At 65.7% G+C, this 17,458-nt stretch carries 12 protein-coding genes and 1 tRNA gene; 1 reads left to right on the top strand and 12 read right to left on the bottom strand.

The window, feature by feature from the left end:
* Window positions 1–506: 506 nt before the first annotated feature.
* Both ACU18_RS03185 and ACU18_RS03180 read right to left on the bottom strand, forming a co-directional pair.
* Window positions 507–1,637: a tyrosine-type recombinase/integrase gene (locus ACU18_RS03185; RefSeq protein ID WP_050684086.1), complete on the bottom strand. Its 1,131-nt coding sequence runs from the start codon at window positions 1,635–1,637 to the stop codon at window positions 507–509.
* Window positions 1,638–1,724: 87 nt separating this feature from the next.
* A tRNA-Leu gene (locus ACU18_RS03180) sits at window positions 1,725–1,806 on the bottom strand.
* Window positions 1,807–2,009: 203 nt separating this feature from the next.
* On the opposite strand from ACU18_RS03180, the gene ACU18_RS03175 reads away from it, so the two are divergent.
* Window positions 2,010–2,615, top strand: a complete 606-nt coding sequence (locus ACU18_RS03175; protein WP_050684085.1) for an ANTAR domain-containing response regulator — start codon at window positions 2,010–2,012, stop codon at window positions 2,613–2,615.
* 78 nt (window positions 2,616–2,693) lie between these two features.
* Here ACU18_RS03175 and pyk read toward each other — a convergent pair whose 3' ends face one another.
* The 10 genes from pyk to ACU18_RS03125 all read right to left on the bottom strand — a co-directional run bounded on the left by pyk (window position 2,694) and on the right by ACU18_RS03125 (window position 17,396).
* Window positions 2,694–4,184 (bottom strand): pyruvate kinase, encoded by a 1,491-nt coding sequence (pyk, locus tag ACU18_RS03170; RefSeq protein ID WP_050684084.1) that lies wholly within the window; start codon window positions 4,182–4,184, stop codon window positions 2,694–2,696.
* A 64-nt stretch (window positions 4,185–4,248) separates the two neighbouring features.
* On the bottom strand, window positions 4,249–5,706 hold the full coding sequence (locus tag ACU18_RS03165) for a glutamate synthase subunit beta (protein ID WP_050684083.1): 1,458 nt from the start codon (window positions 5,704–5,706) through the stop codon (window positions 4,249–4,251).
* Window positions 5,699–10,309 carry a glutamate synthase large subunit gene (gltB, locus tag ACU18_RS03160; protein WP_050684082.1) on the bottom strand — a complete coding sequence of 1,537 codons (4,611 nt, stop codon included), beginning with the start codon at window positions 10,307–10,309 and terminating at the stop codon, window positions 5,699–5,701. Before gltB ends, ACU18_RS03165 begins: the two co-directional genes overlap by 8 nt.
* A gap of 264 nt (window positions 10,310–10,573) precedes the next feature.
* Window positions 10,574–11,728, bottom strand: a complete 1,155-nt coding sequence (gene lgt, locus ACU18_RS03155) for a prolipoprotein diacylglyceryl transferase (RefSeq protein WP_050684081.1) — start codon at window positions 11,726–11,728, stop codon at window positions 10,574–10,576.
* Between the two features lie 3 nt (window positions 11,729–11,731).
* The gene (gene trpA, locus ACU18_RS03150) at window positions 11,732–12,541 is read right to left on the bottom strand and encodes a tryptophan synthase subunit alpha (RefSeq protein WP_050684080.1); all 810 of its coding nucleotides are present in this window, start codon (window positions 12,539–12,541) and stop codon (window positions 11,732–11,734) included.
* Window positions 12,538–13,869, bottom strand: a complete 1,332-nt coding sequence (trpB, locus tag ACU18_RS03145) for a tryptophan synthase subunit beta (protein ID WP_050684079.1) — start codon at window positions 13,867–13,869, stop codon at window positions 12,538–12,540. Before trpB ends, trpA begins: the two co-directional genes overlap by 4 nt.
* 100 nt (window positions 13,870–13,969) lie before the next feature.
* Entirely contained in the window at window positions 13,970–14,791 is an 822-nt protein-coding gene (gene trpC / locus ACU18_RS03140) for an indole-3-glycerol phosphate synthase TrpC (protein ID WP_050684078.1), read from the bottom strand.
* Complete coding sequence (locus ACU18_RS03135) at window positions 14,791–15,078, bottom strand: HGxxPAAW family protein (protein ID WP_050684077.1); 288 nt, start codon at window positions 15,076–15,078, stop codon at window positions 14,791–14,793. The genes trpC and ACU18_RS03135 overlap by 1 nt, the downstream gene beginning before the upstream one ends.
* Window positions 15,079–15,204: 126 nt before the next feature.
* Window positions 15,205–15,834: a Trp biosynthesis-associated membrane protein gene (locus tag ACU18_RS03130; protein WP_050684076.1), complete on the bottom strand. Its 630-nt coding sequence runs from the start codon at window positions 15,832–15,834 to the stop codon at window positions 15,205–15,207.
* Complete coding sequence (locus tag ACU18_RS03125) at window positions 15,834–17,396, bottom strand: anthranilate synthase component I (RefSeq protein ID WP_050684075.1); 1,563 nt, start codon at window positions 17,394–17,396, stop codon at window positions 15,834–15,836. Before ACU18_RS03125 ends, ACU18_RS03130 begins: the two co-directional genes overlap by 1 nt.
* Window positions 17,397–17,458: the final 62 nt, after the last annotated feature.

Genomic DNA, 17,458 nt, shown 5'->3' with positions numbered 1-17,458 from the left:
CCTTCAATCCATCACCACCTCCCTGCGAGGCAACAAACGTCCGGGGTGTCCGAAGTGCAACGAGCTGCACTAACGGTCACCCAGCAGCGCAAGCGCGAGTTGTTGCTCGAGGTCGAACACCGCCCGGGGCGGCGCAAGGCTTTAGCCTCTACGTCATGTCTTCATCTGCGAAGAGACGCATGAAAGACCAAGTCGAAAAACACCACGAGGACTGCAATGGACCTGGAATTCTTTGAACCTGCCGAAGCTGCGGCGCTCATGCGCTGCAGCGAAGGATGGCTGCGTGACGGCGCTGCTGCGGGACGCTTCCCACATGCGTGCTGGGGCAAGGGAAAGATCGTGTTCACGTCTGAGCACATCGCGGAGATCGCCCGGATTAGTGAGATATCGCCCGGCTCACGTCCGGCCGGAGATGTCCGTGAGCGAAGCAACACCAACACTCGGCTCATAGGGACTAGAGCCCGCAACCGCATGGCTTCGTAAGGGAACCCGAAAAGCTCAGCGCACTAACGCATAAATGCCGACACCGACCGCTCCGTAGCGTCCGCCCCAGCCTGCAGGGCCTCAGGCATGAGGTGCCCATAAACGCCCTCTGTAGTCCTGGTGGAGGCATGGCCCAACCGACGGGAAATCGTAAATATGGGCACGCCGTCCTGAATCAACCACGACGCATGCGTGTGCCGTAGATCGTGAATGCGTGGATTCTTCCTCAGACCGCGATCCTGGGCTGCCTTTACCGCCGGCATCCAGTAGTGGTGCCAGAACAGTTTGTGCACGATCCGCTCCCCCTTTGGCGTCGTAAACAGCAGATCGCCGCCGAGCCGTCCAGCCACCAAAGGAATCAACAGGTCCACGAGAGCAGGGTTCAACCCGATCGTCCTCTTGCCGGCACCTGTCTTCGTCGGACCAATATAGAACTGGTTCTGCCCATCCCGCTTCCAAGCCTTGTTGATCCGAGCCGTGGCCGGCTTGCCCAGCAGATCGATGTCCGCAACGGTCAGAGCCGTCGCCTCGCCGAATCGCGTCCCGGTCATCACCAGGAAGTTAGTGAAGTCCATGTACCGCTCCCCCATGCCGTCCATGATCAAACCGAACTCCGCGTGCGTGAGGAACATCATTTCGTCCTCGGCCTTTTCGACGCTCGGCAGCTGCACCCCACGGCAAGGATTGCGCGTGATGTACCCCAGCATCTCCGCGGTATTCATCGACGCAGAGATCAGGCCGTGCACATTCTTGATCGTTTTTGGGGAGCGGCCCTTGGCCATCATCGATTTCACCCAGTAAGCGATGAGTCGGTAGTCGAGCTTGTCCACGGGAACGTGGCCTATGACCTTCTTCACGTGCAAGTCGAGCATCGTTTGATAGGTCTTCACCGTGCCACTGGACGGCCGGATCAGCAGGTCGATGTGTTCCTGAATAACCTCACCAACAGTTGGTACGCGCTTCGCGTTGGTAAGGATCGCATGTTGGGCGACTTCGAAGTTCTGCCCATTCGCGTCGAGCAGTCGCTTTAGCGTTTCTGCTTCGGATTCAGTGGCCACAGTAAGGCCCTGGGCCTTGCCAGTCTTGGGGTCACGCCAGCGGACCATGAAGGACTTTGAACCGTCCTTTTTGGTGCGTGTAGAGATGCTGGCCATGCATAAAACGCTACGCCGCTGTACACACTTTTAGGGGTTTTGTACACAGTCAGGGGCCATATAGGCCCCTGACCTGCGACAATACTGTGCCCGAGGTGGGACTCGAACCCACACACCTTTCGATACCGCATTTTGAGTGCGGCGCGTCTGCCAATTCCGCCACTCGGGCGCGGAATACACGGAGGGGAACGGAAACCCCACGAAGGAACTGTGAGCAACGCGATCACTCCATGTACGCGGAATTACTCTACATGCAGATAGGCTGAATCCCAGAATCGCGCCGCTGACGCCGCAATTGACCATGCAGGCCATGTACAGCAGCGGTGGCACCTAAGATAGTGATGTCCCGCCGTACCTTTCCAAGGAGATCCCGTGACTGAACAGACGGAGTCAAAATCCACGTCCCAGCCGGCGCGCCGCGTCATTGTGGCTGAAGACGAAACCCTCATCCGCCTCGACATCATCGAGATTCTGCGCGGCGAAGGCTATGACGTTGTGGGCGAGGCGGACAACGGCGAAAAGGCGGTCCAGCTCGCCGAGGAACTCAAGCCTGACCTGGTCCTGATGGACGTGAAAATGCCCGTCATGGACGGCATCTCCGCGGCAGAGAAGATCGTCAAGGCCCGCATCGCCCCCGTGGTGCTGCTGACGGCGTTCAGCCAGAAGGAACTGGTGGAGCGGGCCCGCGACGCCGGCGCCATGGCCTACGTGGTGAAGCCCTTCACCCCGGCGGACCTCATCCCCGCCCTGGAGATCGCCCTGTCCCGCCACGAGGAGATCAAGGCCCTCGAAAGCGAGGTCTCCGACCTTCAGGAGCAGTTCGCCACCCGCAAGCTGGTTGAGCGCGCCAAGAGCCTGCTGACCACCAAGATGGGCCTCACGGAACCGGAAGCATTCCGCTGGATCCAGAAGACCTCCATGGACCGCCGCCTGAGCATGCGCGAAGTGGCCGAGACCATCATCAACCAGGTCAACTAAGGCCGCACAAAACACCAGACCTAAAAGGGAAGGTCCCCGCCGCGGCGGGGACCTTCCCTTTTGTCATTCAGAAGCCTGTTAGGACTTCTTCTTCTTTTCCGGCCAGGGGCCGAGCTTTTCCTTGTTGCTGGTCGCTTCGCCCGTGTAGGTCGAGTCGGCGAGGTCGCCCACCTTGTGCACCTTCAGCGAGTTCGTGGAACCGGCCTTTCCGGGAGGGGAACCGGCAGCGATAACCACCAGGTCACCGTCTTCCACCAGTCCCATTTCCAGGAGGCTGCGGTCAACCTGGGCGGTCATCTCGTCCGTGTGGTCCACCATGGGCACCAGCACCGGCTGGATTCCCCAGGTCAGTGCCAGCTGGTTCCAGACCTGCTCCACCGGGGTGAACGCGAAGACCGGCTTGATGGGGCGCAGGCGGGAAAGCCGGCGTGCCGAATCACCGGACTGCGTGAACGCACAGATGTACTTGGCGTCCAGCTGGTCGGAGATCTCGACGGCGGCACGGGTGATGGCGCCGCCACGGGTCTTGGGCTTGGTCCCCAGCGGGGGGACGCGCTCCAGGCCGTGGACCTCGGTGGATTCGATGATCCGGGCCATGACCTTGACGGTTTCGATCGGGTACTTGCCCACGCTGGTCTCGCCCGAGAGCATCACGGCGTCAGCACCATCCAGGACGGCGTTGGCGCAGTCGGAGGCCTCCGCGCGGGTGGGGCGCGGGTTGTCGATCATGGATTCCAGTACCTGGGTGGCCACGATGACCGGCTTGGCCCAGCGGCGGGCCAGCTCGATGGCGCGCTTCTGCACGATCGGCACTTCCTCCAGGGGAAGCTCCACGCCCAGGTCGCCACGGGCCACCATGATCGCATCGAACGCGTCGATGATCTCGGAGAGCTGCTCCACGGCCTGCGGCTTTTCGATCTTGGCGATCACCGGCACGCGGCGGCCTTCTTCGTCCATGATCTCGTGCACGCGGACAATGTCCTGCGCGTCGCGGACGAAGGACAGGGCGATCAGGTCAACGCCGCGGCGCATCGCCCAACGCAGGTCGTCCTCGTCCTTTTCACTCAGTGCGGGAACGTTGACGGCAACGCCGGGCAGGTTGATGCCCTTGTTGTTGGACACCATGCCGCCGACGGTCACTTCGGTGACCACCTTGACGTTGTCCACGGCCGTAGCGCGCAGCGCCACCTTGCCGTCGTCGATCAGCAGCGCGTCGCCAACGTTGACGTCCTCGGTGAGGCTCTTCAGCGTGGTGGAGCAGATCTCCTTGGTGCCGGGGACGTCCTCGGTGGTGATCGTGAAGACATCACCGACGGCGAGGGCGTGCGGGCCATCAACAAAGCGGCCCAGGCGGATCTTGGGACCCTGCAGGTCGGCCATGATGGCAACCGGCTTGCCCAGGTCCGAGGCGGCCTTGCGGACGTTCTCGTAGGTGCTGTCGTGCACGGTGTAGTCACCGTGGCTCATGTTCATCCGGGCGACGTCAACGCCGGCTTCCAACACCGCCCGGGTGTTTTCGTAGCTGGCAATTGCCGGGCCGAACGTGGCCACAATTTTTGCGCGTCTCATATACCTACCCTATTGGTAACTTGCATTGGTTAAGTTGTCGTCGAGGTGAACCCTCGGTGCCTATCTACAGGACGGCGATGGCCCGGTCGGTGGGCGCCACGGGTGCCGGCAGGATGGTGCTGCCCATCAAGAACTTGTCCACGGCGGCTGCCGCGGCGCGGCCCTCGGCGATGGCCCACACAATCAGGGACTGTCCGCGGCCAGCGTCGCCGGCCACAAACACACCTTCGGTGCTGGTCATGTAGTAACCGTCGCGGGATACGTTGCCGCGGCCGTCGAACTCGGCGTTCACCTGGTCGGTGATGCCTGCCTGCTCCGGGCCTGTGAAGCCGAGCGACAGGAACACCAGGTCTGCGGGGATGACCCGCTCGGTGCCGGCCTTGGGCAGGCGCTTGCCGTCCACAAACTCGGTCTCGGCCACCTTCACGCCGGTGAGTTTGCCGTCCTCCCCCACAAACGAAACGGTGGAAGCGAGATACGTCCGCTCGCCACCTTCCTCGTGGGCGCTGGCCACCTCGAAGAGGGTGGGGAATGTGGGCCAGGGCTGGTGCCCGGCTCGTTCCGCCGGCGGCTGCTTACCGATGGCCAGGGTGGTCACCGACGCGGCGCCATGCCGGTGGGCGGTGCCCAGGCAGTCCGCACCGGTGTCGCCGCCGCCCAGGATGACCACGTGCTTGCCCTGCGCATGGATCTGGTTCTCGACGGACTCCCCCGCCACCACACGGTTCGCGGGCACCAGGTAATCCATGGCGTAATGCACGCCGTCCAGGTCCCGGCCGGGAATGGGCAGGTCGCGGGGAACGGTGGCGCCGGTGCAGACCACGACGGCGTCGTATCGCCTCCGCAGCTGCTCCCATGTCACGTCGGTGCCCACCGCAACGCCGGTCCGGAAGCGGGTGCCTTCGGCCTTCATCTGCTCAACGCGGCGGTCAACCTGCTCTTTTTCCATCTTGAAGTCGGGGATGCCGTACCGCAGCAGGCCGCCGATCTTGTCGTCGCGTTCGTACACGGCGACGGTGTGGCCCACGCGGGTCAGCTGCTGGGCCACGGCCAGCCCGGCCGGGCCGGAGCCCACCACTGCCACGGTCTTGCCGGTCAGGCGGGTGGGCGGCAGCGGGGTGACCCAGCCGTTCTCAAACGCCTCGTCGATGATGGAAACCTCAACCTGCTTGATGGTCACAGCCGGCTGGTTGATGCCCAGGACGCAGGACGCCTCGCAGGGTGCCGGGCACAGCCGGCCCGTGAACTCGGGGAAGTTGTTGGTGGCGTGCAGCCGCTCAATCGCTTCCTCGCCCTTGTCCCGCCAGGTGAGGTCATTCCATTCCGGAATGAGGTTGCCCAGCGGGCAGCCCTGGTGGCAGAACGGCACACCGCAGTCCATGCAGCGGCCGGCCTGGCTTTTCAGGACGCCCTTTTCCTGGGCCTCGTACACTTCCTTCCAGTCCATGATGCGGACGGGAACGGGACGGCGTGGCTGGGTTTCACGCTGGCGTACTTTCAGAAATCCGCGTGGATCAGCCACCGGTCACCTCCAGGATTCGAGACCAAACTTCTTCGCCATCGGGGTCAAGGCCCTCTTCGATGGCGTCGAGACGGGTTTGCAGGACGGCCGCGTAGTCACGCGGCAGCACCTTGGTGATGCGGGCGGCGGTGTCATCGAAGTTTTCGAGGAGGCGCGCCGCCAGCTGGGAGTCAGTTTCTTCAACGTGCTTGACCAGCAGGCCATGCACAATGTCGCGGTCCTCGGCATCCAGCTCCTTGAGCTGGAGTTCGCCGGACTGCAGGGCTTCCTTGTTGACCCGGGCAGTGTCCAGGTCCAGGAGGTAGGCGGTACCGCCGGACATGCCTGCGCCGAAGTTACGGCCGGTGCGGCCGATGATCAGCGTCTGGCCGCCGGTCATGTACTCGCAGCCGTGGTCGCCGATGCCTTCGACGACGGCCGTGGCACCGGAGTTGCGGACCAGGAAGCGTTCGCCCACCTGGCCGCGCAGGAACATTTCGCCGCTGGTGGCGCCGTAGCCGATCACGTTGCCGGCAATGACGTTGGTCTCGGCCTTGAACACGTTGGTGCGGTCCGGCCGGACAATGATGCGTCCGCCGGAAAGGCCCTTGCCCACGTAGTCGTTCGAGTCGCCGAACAGCCGCAGGGTGATGCCGGCGGGCAGGAACGCGCCCAGCGACTGGCCGGCGGTTCCGTTCAGGGTCACGTCGATGGTGTCGGTGGCCAGGACGTCGGTGCTGAACGTCTTGGTGACCACGTGCCCCAGCATGGTGCCCACGGACCGGTCGGTGTTGATGACGTCCACGTTGATCTTGACCGGGCTGCGGTCCGTCAGGGCCTCGGTGGCCATGGTGATCAGCCGCTGGTCGAAGTGCTTGTCCAGCTCATGGTTCTGGCCGGTCATGTTCCGCAGCGGGGCGTCGTCGTCGAACTCCAGCCCGTGCAGGATGGGGTCCAGGTCCAGGCCGTCGGCCTTCCAGTGGTCCACCGCTTCGCGGGCGTCGAGGACCTCGGCGTGGCCGATCGCGTCCTCAAGGCTCCGGAAGCCCAGTTCCGCGAGCAGTTCACGGACTTCCTCGGCCAGGAATTCGAAGAAGTTGACCACAAATTCGGGTTTGCCGGTGAAGCGTGCCCGGAGTTCCGGGTTCTGCGTGGCAACACCCACGGGGCAGGTGTCGAGGTGGCAGACGCGCATCATGATGCAGCCTTCCACCACCAGCGGAGCGGTGGCGAACCCAAATTCCTCGCCGCCCAGCAGCGCGGCAATAACCACGTCGCGGCCGGTCTTAAGCTGGCCGTCCACCTGCACCACCACACGGTCGCGCAGGCCGTTGAGCATCAGCGTCTGCTGCGTCTCGGCCAGGCCGAGTTCCCAAGGAACACCGGCGTGCTTGAGCGAGTTCAGCGGCGAGGCGCCGGTTCCGCCGTCGTGCCCGGAAACCAGTACGACGTCGGCCTTCGCCTTGGTCACGCCGGACGCCACGGTGCCGATCCCCACTTCGGAGACAAGCTTCACGTGGACACGCGCCGACGGGTTGGCACGCTTCGCATCGTAGATCAGCTGCGCGAGGTCCTCGATGGAGTAGATGTCGTGGTGCGGCGGCGGGGAGATGAGTCCGACGCCGGGTGTCGAGTGCCGCGTCCGGGCCACCCAGGGGTAGACCTTCTGCGCCATCAGCTGGCCGCCTTCGCCGGGCTTGGCACCTTGCGCCATCTTGATCTGGATGTCGTCGGCGTTGGTCAGGTAGAGGCTGGTCACGCCGAACCGGCCGGACGCGATCTGCTTGACGGCGGAACGGCGCTTGGGATCAAGCAGCCGGTCCACGTCCTCGCCGCCTTCACCGGTGTTGGACTTGCCGCCCAGCTGGTTCATGGCAATGGCAAGCGTCTCGTGGGCTTCCTGCGAGATGGAGCCGTAGCTCATGGCGCCGGTGGAGAACCGCTTGACGATGCTGGAGACCGGCTCCACCTCGTCCAGCGGAACGGACGGCCGGTTGTCCTTGAACTTCAGCAGCCCGCGCAGCGTCATCAGGTTGGTGGACTGGTCATCCACACCCTTGGTGTACTGCTTGAAGATGTCGTAGCGGCGCTCACGCGTGGCGTGCTGCAGCCGGAACACCGTCTCCGGGTTGAACAGGTGCGGCTCGCCGTCGCGGCGCCACTGGTACTCGCCGCCGCCCAGGAGCGGGCGGTGGGGCTGCTCGATGCCGCCCTCGGGATAAGCCATTTGATGCCGGGCCGAAACCTCGGCGGCGATCACGTCAAGACCCACGCCGCCCAGCTGGGAGTGCGTGCCGGCGAAGAATTCGTCCACCAGTTCCTGGCCCAGGCCCAACGCCTCGAACGTCTGGGCGCCGGTGTAGGACGCCACGGTGGAGATGCCCATCTTGGACATGATCTTCAGGACGCCCTTGCCGAGGCCCTTGATGAGGTTGTAGACGCCGTCCTGCGCCGTGACCCCGGTGACGTCTCCGGAGCTGATGAGCTGCTCCACCGATTCCATCGCCAGGTACGGGTTCACGGCAGACGCGCCGTAGCCGATCAGGACTGCCACGTGGTGCGTTTCGCGGACGTCGCCCGCCTCAACCACCAGGGCGGTCTTGGTGCGGTTGGCGCTGCGCAGCAGGTGGTGGTGGACGGCGCTGACCAGCAGCAGGGACGGGATGGGTGCCCACTGTGCGTTGGAGTCCCGGTCGGAGAGCACAATGTACTGCACACCGCGGTTGATGGCGCCGGAGACCTGCTCGCAGATTTCGGTGAGCCGGGCACGGAGCGCGTTCTCGCCGCCCTCGGGGCGGTACAGGCCACGGACCTTCATGGCCACGCGGTCGCCGTCGGGGCTTTCGATGTTGGCGATTTTGGCGAGCTGGTCGTTGTTGATCACCGGGAACGGAAGCTGGACCTGCGGCTGCCGGACCTGTTTGGTGTCCAGGAGGTTGCCGTTGGGGCCGATGGCGCACGTCAGGGACGTGACCAGTTCCTCGCGGATGGCGTCCAGCGGCGGGTTGGTGACCTGCGCAAACGACTGCACAAAGTAGTCAAAGAGCAGGCGGGGCCGCTTGGACAGCACAGCCACGGGGGTGTCTGAGCCCATGGCGCCCAAGGGCTCGGCGCCGGTGCGGGACATGGGGCCCAGCAGGATCTTCAGTTCCTCGGTGGTGTAGCCGAAGGTGCGCTGGCGGATGTTCACGGAGGCGGCCGTGTGGACCACGTGCTCACGCTCGGGCAGGTCGTTGAGGTCGATCAGGTTGTCCTTGACCCATTCGGCCCACGGGTTGGCCGCGGCAACTTCTGCCTTGACCTCTTCGTCGTCGATGATCCGGCCGGTGTCCGTGTCCACCAGGAACATCTTGCCGGGCGAGACGCGGCCCTTCTTGACCACCTTGGAGGCTTCGACGTCGATCACGCCCACCTCGGAGGCGAAGATGATCAGGCCGTCTTCGGTGATCCAGAACCGGCCGGGGCGCAGCCCGTTGCGGTCCAGGGTGGCACCCACCAGGTTGCCGTCGGTGAAGGAGACAGCTGCGGGGCCGTCCCACGGTTCCATCAGCAGGGAGTGGTATTCGTAGAACGCACGCCGGGCCGGGTCCATCGTGGCGTGGTTTTCCCAGGCCTCCGGGATCATCATCATGATCGAGTGCGTGATGGGACGGCCGGACAGCCACAGCAGCTCGGCAACCTCGTCGAAGGACGCCGAGTCAGAGGCCCCGGGGGTGCAGATGGGGTACAGCTCTTCGGGGGAATCCCCCAGCAGCGGGTTGGCCAGCTGGGACTGCCGGGCGCGCATCCAGTTCCGGTTGCCCTTGACGGTGTTGATTTCACCGTTGTGGGCGATGGTGCGGAAAGGCTGGGCCAGCGGCCAGGACGGGAACGTGTTGGTGGAGAAGCGCGAGTGGACGATGGCCAGCTTGGTTTTGAACCGCTTGTCCGAGAGGTCCGGGTAGAACGGCTCGAGCTGCGCGGTGGTCAGCATGCCCTTGTAGACGATGGTGCGCGAGGACAGCGACGGGAAGTACACGCCGAACTTGTTCTGCGCACGCTTGCGGATCCGCCAGGCGCGGGAGTCCAGCTCGTTGCGGTCCAGCTCCTCGCCGGTGGCCGAGGCGAGGAACGGCTGCGAGAAGTAGGGCATGCAGGCCCGCGCCATGGCACCCACGAGGTCTGCCACAACAGGGACTTCGCGCCAGCCGAGGACGGTGAGGCCCTCGTCGGCGGCAAGGCCTTCGATGCCGGCCTTGGCGGCGTCGGCTTCGCGCTGTTCAGCCGGCAGGAAGGCGGTGCCTGCCACGAACTGGCCGGGTGCAGGCAGTTCGAACTCAGTGACGGCACGGAAGAACTCGTCCGGGATCTGCATCAGCAGTCCTGCGCCGTCACCGGTGCCTTCGTCTGCGCCAACGGCACCGCGGTGCTCAAGGTTGCGCAGGGCCGTGAGGGCGGCGTCAACGATGTCGTACCCTGGTTCGCCGCGGAGGGTGGCGATGATCGCCAGGCCGCAGGCGTCCTTCTCCTGCTCCGGGTTGTACAGCCCGCGTGCCTCCGGCAGGTTGGCGAAGCGCTTGAACGGCGAAACGGCAGCCTGGGACTGATCGGGTTCCGACCAGCTGGGCGTTGGTGTTGGGGTCATGGGAGACGTCCTTCCTCATGAAAGTGCGTATGGAAGGGACGCCATTGGCCCCACTCGTGTCCACGCCAAGTGACGGGCGCAACAAAGTGTTACTTACTGGAAATTGTAGGCCAGCACGGCCTGCTGAACTAACAGTTACGCAGGCCCCTGACCAAGGCCTGCCCCGGCAGCAGCTCTATGCTGTCCGGCTCGGCCCCATCCCACGACGCTGTGGATTCAGGGCGCTTCGAGCGGTGGCTCTGCTGCCCTGCCGGGCCGGACCGGTTACTTGCTGGTACCGGTGTCCGGCACGGATCCGGTGGCTGTGCTGCCGGATCTTCCGGCAGCCGTGGCATCCGGATCCGGCGTGGTGCCGGCCGGTGCCGCCTTGGCATCTTCCGTGGGGTCGGAAGCGTGCCTGGACCCGCTGTGGTTATCTGGGAGATTACCACGCGATTCACTATCTGAGACAGCAGAGTCCGGATTCCGGACCTCTGGGGATGCCGTCCCAACTGTTGTTCCGGCGTCGTCCGCTGCCGGTTCCTTGCCCGGCAGGAACACGCTGTCCGGCGTTGGCCTGCCCTTGAGGCCCAGCAGGATAAAGACCACCAGGGCCGCGACGAAGACAAAGATGCTGGTCCAGACGTTGAGTCGGGTGGTGATGCCGAACAGGTTGATCTGCTCGGCGTCATCGATGCGCATGGCTTCGATCCAGACCCGGCCCAGGGTGTAGTACATGGCGTAGAGCCAGAAGAGCCTGCTGCGGCGGAACCTGAACCTGCGGTCCAGGGCCAGCAGGATCACCACACCCACAAGGTTCCACAGTGATTCGTAGAGGAACGTGGGGTGGAACAGGGTGTCGGCGGCGTAACCCGACGGGAAGTTGGCGTTGTCGGCGTCCACCTGCAGTCCCCAGGGCAGCGTGGTGGGTCCACCGAAGAGCTCCTGGTTGAAGTAGTTGCCCCACCGGCCGATGGCCTGGGCCAGGAGGAGTCCAGGCGCCGCGGCATCCAGGAACGCCGTCAGCTTGACGCCGCTGCGCCGGCAGCCGATCCAGGCCCCCACAACACCGAGGACAACAGCACCCCAGATGCCCAGCCCGCCGCGTTGGATCTGCGGGATCAGGGAGAGGTCGCCGGTGCCGTCGAAGCCCGGGCCAAAGTAGGCGTCCGGAGAGGAGACCACGTGGTAGAGCCGGCCGCCGATGATGCCGAACGGGATGGCCCAGATGACGATGTCCCAGAGGCTCCCTTCCGGTGCACCGCGCCGGGCCCAGCGCAGCGAGGTCAGCCAGAGGCCCACCACAATGCCGGCGAGGATGCAGAGCGCGTAGGCGTGGATGCGCAGGGCGCCCCACGGGAGGGGAATGTCGAAGCCGGACCAGTCCGGGCTCGGGATGCTGGCGGGCACCAGGGTGGCCGCAGCCAGGAGGGTCTGCATGGTTTAGGCGTCTTCCCTGGTCAGGCCGGTGCTGAGTTCCTTGGTGAGGGTGGCTACGGCGTCCACGCCGCCGTCGCGAATGGCGGCCACCAGGGCGGTACCGACGATCACGCCTTCTGCGTATTCAGCGATCTCACGGACCTGCGCGGCGGTGGACACACCCAGGCCAACGCAGACGCGTTCGGCGCCAGCGGCGTGGGCTGCTGCCACAACGTCCTTGGCGGCGGTGCTGACGGTGGACCGGGCACCGGTGACGCCCATGATGGACACGGCGTAGACAAAGCCGCGGCTCGCGTCCACTGTCCGCTGCATCCGCTCGGGGGTGGAGGACGGTGCCACCAGGAACACGCGGTCCAGGCCGTACTTGTCCGAGGCTGCCAGCCATTCGGCGGCTTCATCCGGGATCAGGTCCGGGGTGATGAGCCCGGCGCCGCCGGCCTCGGCCAGTCGGCGGGAGAACTCGTCCACGCCCATCCGGACCACGGGGTTCCAGTACGTCATGACCAGGACGGCGGCATCGGTTTTGCTGGTGATGCCGGCGACGACGTCAAAGACCTGGCGGACCGTGAAGCCCTTGGCCAGCGCTTCGGTGGTGGCAGCCTGGATGACCTGCCCGTCCATCACCGGATCGGAGTAGGGAATCCCGATTTCGATCAGGTCGGCGCCGTTTTCGGCCAGGGCAATGCCGGCCGCAATGGTTGCCTCAACGCTGGGGTAACCCGCGGGAAGGTAGCCGATCAGGGCGGCCCGGCCTTCGGCGCGGGCCTTGTCAATGGCTGCCGCCGCTTTGCTGGTGGCTTGTGCGGTGCTCACAGCTGTTCCCCCTCTTTGCCGATTTCCGACTCGGCGGAATTCTTGTCCAACAGGTCAAACCATTCAGCGGCGGTGGCCACGTCCTTGTCGCCGCGGCCGGACAGGTTCACAATCACGATCCTGTCCTGGGCCGTGCCGTTGCCGGTCTCAGCGACCTCGGCGGCCAGCCGCTGGCCCACCTTGATGGCGCCGGCCAGGGCGTGCGCTGACTCGATGGCCGGGATGATGCCCTCGGTCCGGCACAGGATGCGGAACGCTTCCATGGCTTCGGTGTCGGTGATGGGTTCGTAGCTCACCCGGCCGATGTCGGAGAGGTAGGAGTGCTCCGGGCCAACACCCGGATAGTCCAGTCCGGCGGAGATGGAGTGCGATTCGATGGTCTGGCCGTCGTCGTCCTGCATCAGGTAGGACCGGGCGCCGTGCAGCACGCCGGGCTTGCCCAGGGTGATGGTGGCTGCGTGCCGGCCGGTCTCCACACCGTCGCCGCCGGCTTCGAAGCCGTAAATCTTGACGGAGGGGTCATCCAGGAAGCCGTGGAAGATGCCAATGGCGTTGGAGCCACCGCCGATGCAGGCGACGACGGCGTCCGGCAGCCGGCCCACCTGGTCGAGGATCTGCGCGCGGGCTTCCTCGCCGATCACCTCGTGGAAGTAGCGGACCATCGCGGGGAACGGGTGCGCCCCCGCGGCGGTGCCCAGTAAATAGTGGGTATTGTCCACGTTGGCCACCCAGTCGCGGAGGGCGTCGTTAATGGCGTCCTTGAGCGTCTGGGATCCGCTGGTGACGGGGATGACGGTGGCGCCCAGCAGTTCCATCCTGGCCACGTTCAGGGCCTGCCGGCGGCAGTCCTCGGCGCCCATGTAGACCACACATTCCAGACCCATCAGTGCCGCGGCGGTGGCGCTGGCCACGCCGTGCTGGCCGGCGCCGGTTTCGGCGATCACGCGGGTCTTGCCCATGCGCTTGGCGAGCAGCGCCTGGCCCAGGACGTTGTTGATTTTGTGCGAGCCGGTGTGGTTCAGGTCTTCCCGCTTGAGGAACACCCGCACTCCCCCGGCGTGCTCGGCAAAGCGCTTGGCTTCGGTGAGCAGCGAGGGCCGGCCGGAGTAGTTTTTGTTCAGGTCCGCGATCTGGGCCCGGAAGTCAGGATCGTTTTTGGCCTTCTCGAACGTCTCCTCCAGTTCGTCCAGGGCGGCGATGAGGGATTCGGGCATCCAGCGTCCGCCGAAACTGCCGAAGTACGGCCCCGGGGCGTGGCGCAGGGAACCGCCCTGAAGGAAGGCTTCCGTGGCATTGTTATCAGCGTTGCCTGAGGGTGCGTGGGCCATCAGTCCCGTCCTGTTCAAATTGGTGGGTCAAGGGAAGTGTGGTGCGCCGGGCTGACCCGGCGGCGGGGTGCCGCACCCGGAGGGCACGGCGGCCTGGGGCTCAGCGGCGCGAAGCAATCGCTGCGGCGCCGGCCGCGGTGAATTCCGCGATCCGTTCCTGGGGCGTGGCGTGGCTGACCAGCGCCTCACCCACCAGGATGGCGTTGGCACCGTTGGCGGCGTAGTGGGTGACGTCGGCGGCATCGCGGACACCGGATTCGGCCACCACCACTGCCCCGGCCGGGATGCGGCCGGCAAGCGACGCAAACACGGAACGGTCGACGTCAAGCGTCTTCAGGTTGCGCACGTTCACGCCGATGATGCGTGCGTTTGCCGCGGCGGCCCGCTCGATCTCCGCTTCGGTATGCGTCTCCACGAGCACATTCATGCCCAGTTCGGCGCTGAGGGCGCTGAACTCGGCAAGCTGGGCATCGGACAGGGCTGCGACGATGAGCAGGACCAGGTCCGCGCCGTGGGCGCGGGCTTCCCAGATCTGGTACTCGTCCAGGGTGAAGTCCTTGCGGAGCAGCGGCACGTCCACGGCGGCACGGACAGCATCGAGGTCCGCGAGGGACCCGTTGAAGCGGCGCTGTTCGGTCAGGACGCTGATGACGGCGGCGCCGCCGTCGGCGTACTGCCGGGCCAGCGAGGCAGGGTCGGCGATGCTGGCGAGGTCACCCTTTGAGGGGCTGCGGCGTTTGATTTCCGCAATGACCTTGAGCTGTTCCCGGGACGTCGAGGTGCCGCCGAGGGCCTGCCAGGCGTCCCGGACGGGCGGCGCCTGACGGGCCCGGTCCTGCAGTTCGGACAGGGACACCAGGCGTTTGCGGCTGTCCATGTCCTCCCTGACACCGGCGTTGATGTCGTCGAGAACAGTTGCCATCAGTGGCCGGAGTTCTTCAGCTTGCTGCCTTCGACGCCGTAGCCGGCCTTGCGCATGGCGTAGCCCAGGATCAGGCCAACCACCATGACTGCTGCGCCGGCGATGAAGATGGGGGTGCTGGCAATAACGAAGGCGATCGAGGCGATGAGCGCGCCAACCAGCATCACGATGACGCAGGTCCAGGCGGCGGGGCTGTTGCCGTGGCCGAGTTCCTGGCTGTGGTCGACGGCGCCGGGGGCCACCACTCGGGTGCCGGACGGGGAAACGGACGCGGGTGCTTTGCTCATGGAAATCTCCTCAGGGTGAATACTGCTTACATTCTGCCATTTTTTGGCGGCCCACCGCGTATCGGCAGGCCGCCGTATGCCGTCCGGCGCATGCCCGCTGGCTTACTGGGCCCCCGCCGGCGTGGTTCAGGTGGGGTCGTCGCCCCGGGACAGCCGGTCCCAGCTGTCGATCTCGTCGACGGGCCCGGCCGGCGCCGCAGTTCCGGCTGCAGCGGGCTGGTCATATTTGGTGCGCGCCTTCCAGTGCCGGCTGGCGGGCAGCACCAGGAGCCCGGCCACGGCCAGCAGGCACCCGGCCACCACGGCCAGGATGGGGAAGACTGTCAGGTCCACCTGCGCCTGGCTGCCGGTGACGCCGGTGGCGGCGGCAATGGAACCCTGCGACGCGGCAAGCGGGTCGGCCAGGACGGTGGCCGCCGCGGCGACGATGCCGGCCGAGGCCAGGACGATGATGGCGGTGATGATCCACCGGGCGATCCTGCCGGCAATCGACGCTGCCAGTCCTCCGGCCAGGGCCACCAGGGCCAGGGCCGTGACGGTGGTGGCCGCCTTGCTGCCCTGGACCGCCAGCGCTTCCAGGGAGCCGCCGGCCTGGCCCACCGTGCTGGGATCCAGGGTGACGGTCATCCACGTTTGGGTTGTAGTGCCGAAAACGCCAAGGGCGAGGACCGCGATGAGCAGCACCAGCGTGGACTTCCGGGCCCAGGCCGGAGCACGGGTGGCCTTGGTGCTGGTGGCGGGTGCGGCGCCGGCCATCAGGAATCAGCTCCGTCGGCCAGGGTCTCCGCCGAGATGTTCCGCAGCGATCCTGCCGTGTGCACGGCGCGCAGCGGGGCCGCCGCCTTGTTCACCGTTTCGAGGGCCTCAGTGGCGTTGACGGAGTCCGCCACGATGCCGCCGCCGGCCTGGACGTAAGCGCGGCCTTCCCGGACCAGGGCCGAGCGGATGGCGATGGCCATGTCCATGTCGCCGGCGAAGTCCAGGTAGCCCACCACGCCGCCGTAGATGCCGCGGCGGTGCGGTTCGAGTTCGTCCAGCAGGCGCAGGGCGCGGGGCTTGGGCGCGCCGGACAGCGTGCCGGCAGGGAATGTGGCCTTGAGGACGTCGTAGGCCTTGGCCTGCGGGGAAAGTTTGCCCACCACGGTGGAAACCAGGTGCATGATGTGGCTGAACCTCTCCACCTCCATGAACTGGGTGACGTCCACGGTCCCGGCCACACAGACCTTGGACAGGTCGTTGCGGGACAGGTCCACCAGCATCAGGTGCTCGGCCCGTTCCTTTTGGTCTGCCAGCAGCTCCTCGGCCAGGGCCTTGTCCGCTTCAACGTTTTTGCCCCGTGGCCGGGAACCGGCAATGGGGTGCGTGATGACGTCCTCGCCGGTGACGGTGACCAGCGCCTCGGGTGAGGAACCCACAATCGAGTATTCCCGGCCGTCAGCATCCTCAAGGCTGAAGATGTACATGTAGGGGCTGGGGTTGGTGTTGCGCAGCACGCGGTACACGTCCAGGGCGGAGGCGTTGCATTCCATTTCAAAGCGTCGCGAGATCACCACCTGGAAAACCTCACCATCCACGATGGCTTCCTTGCCGCGGTCCAGGGCGGCAAGGTATTCGGATTCGTCCCAGCGTTCCTGCACGCTGGCGGCGAAATCGAGCGCGGCCGGTTCCAGGACGGTGACGGGCTGTGCCACGGGGGTGCTGACCTTCGCGAGCAGCGCCTTCACCCGGGCAACAGCGTCATGCCAGGCGTCGTCGACGCGCTCGGAGCTGTCGTCGAAGTTGATGGCATTGGCGATCAGCAGCACGGTGCCGTCCACGTTGTCGTGCACGGCCATGTCGGTAACCAGGTTCAACGCCATTTCCGGCAGGTGCAGGTCATCCTCCGGCGGGCTCACCAGGCGTTCCCAGTGCCGCACGGTTTCCCAGCCCAGGAAGCCCACCAGGCCGGAGGTGAAGGGCGGCAGACCATCAAAGCGGTCGGTACGCAGCGCCTCGATGGTGTCCCGGACCGCGTCCACGGGGTTGCCGTCCACGGGCACACCGGCCGGGGGCTCACCCAGCCAGTGGGCGCTGCCGTCCTTGGTGGTCAGCGTGGCACGGGACCTGGCGCCGATGAACGAGTAACGGGACCAGGCCCCGCCCACGGCCGCGGACTCCATCAAAAAGGTTCCGGGCTGGCCCTGGGCCAGCTTGCGGTACAGGCCAATGGGCGTTTCGGCGTCGGCAAGGACTTTGAGCCGGACGGGAATGACACGGCTGTGGCCGGCGAGTTCGCGGAACTCCGCCAGGCTGGGGCTGATGGTTCCAAGATCCTGCATGGCTATGGGTTCCGCCTGTTCTTGTGCGGGCCGGATGCGCCGGCCCTTGGAGGTGGGGTGCA

It is taken from the genome of Arthrobacter sp. ZBG10, assembly GCF_001238605.1.
Lineage (GTDB): Bacteria > Actinomycetota > Actinomycetes > Actinomycetales > Micrococcaceae > Arthrobacter.
Note: the sequence above shows the minus strand (reverse complement) of the source record. Positions and strands in the feature narration are given on the sequence as shown.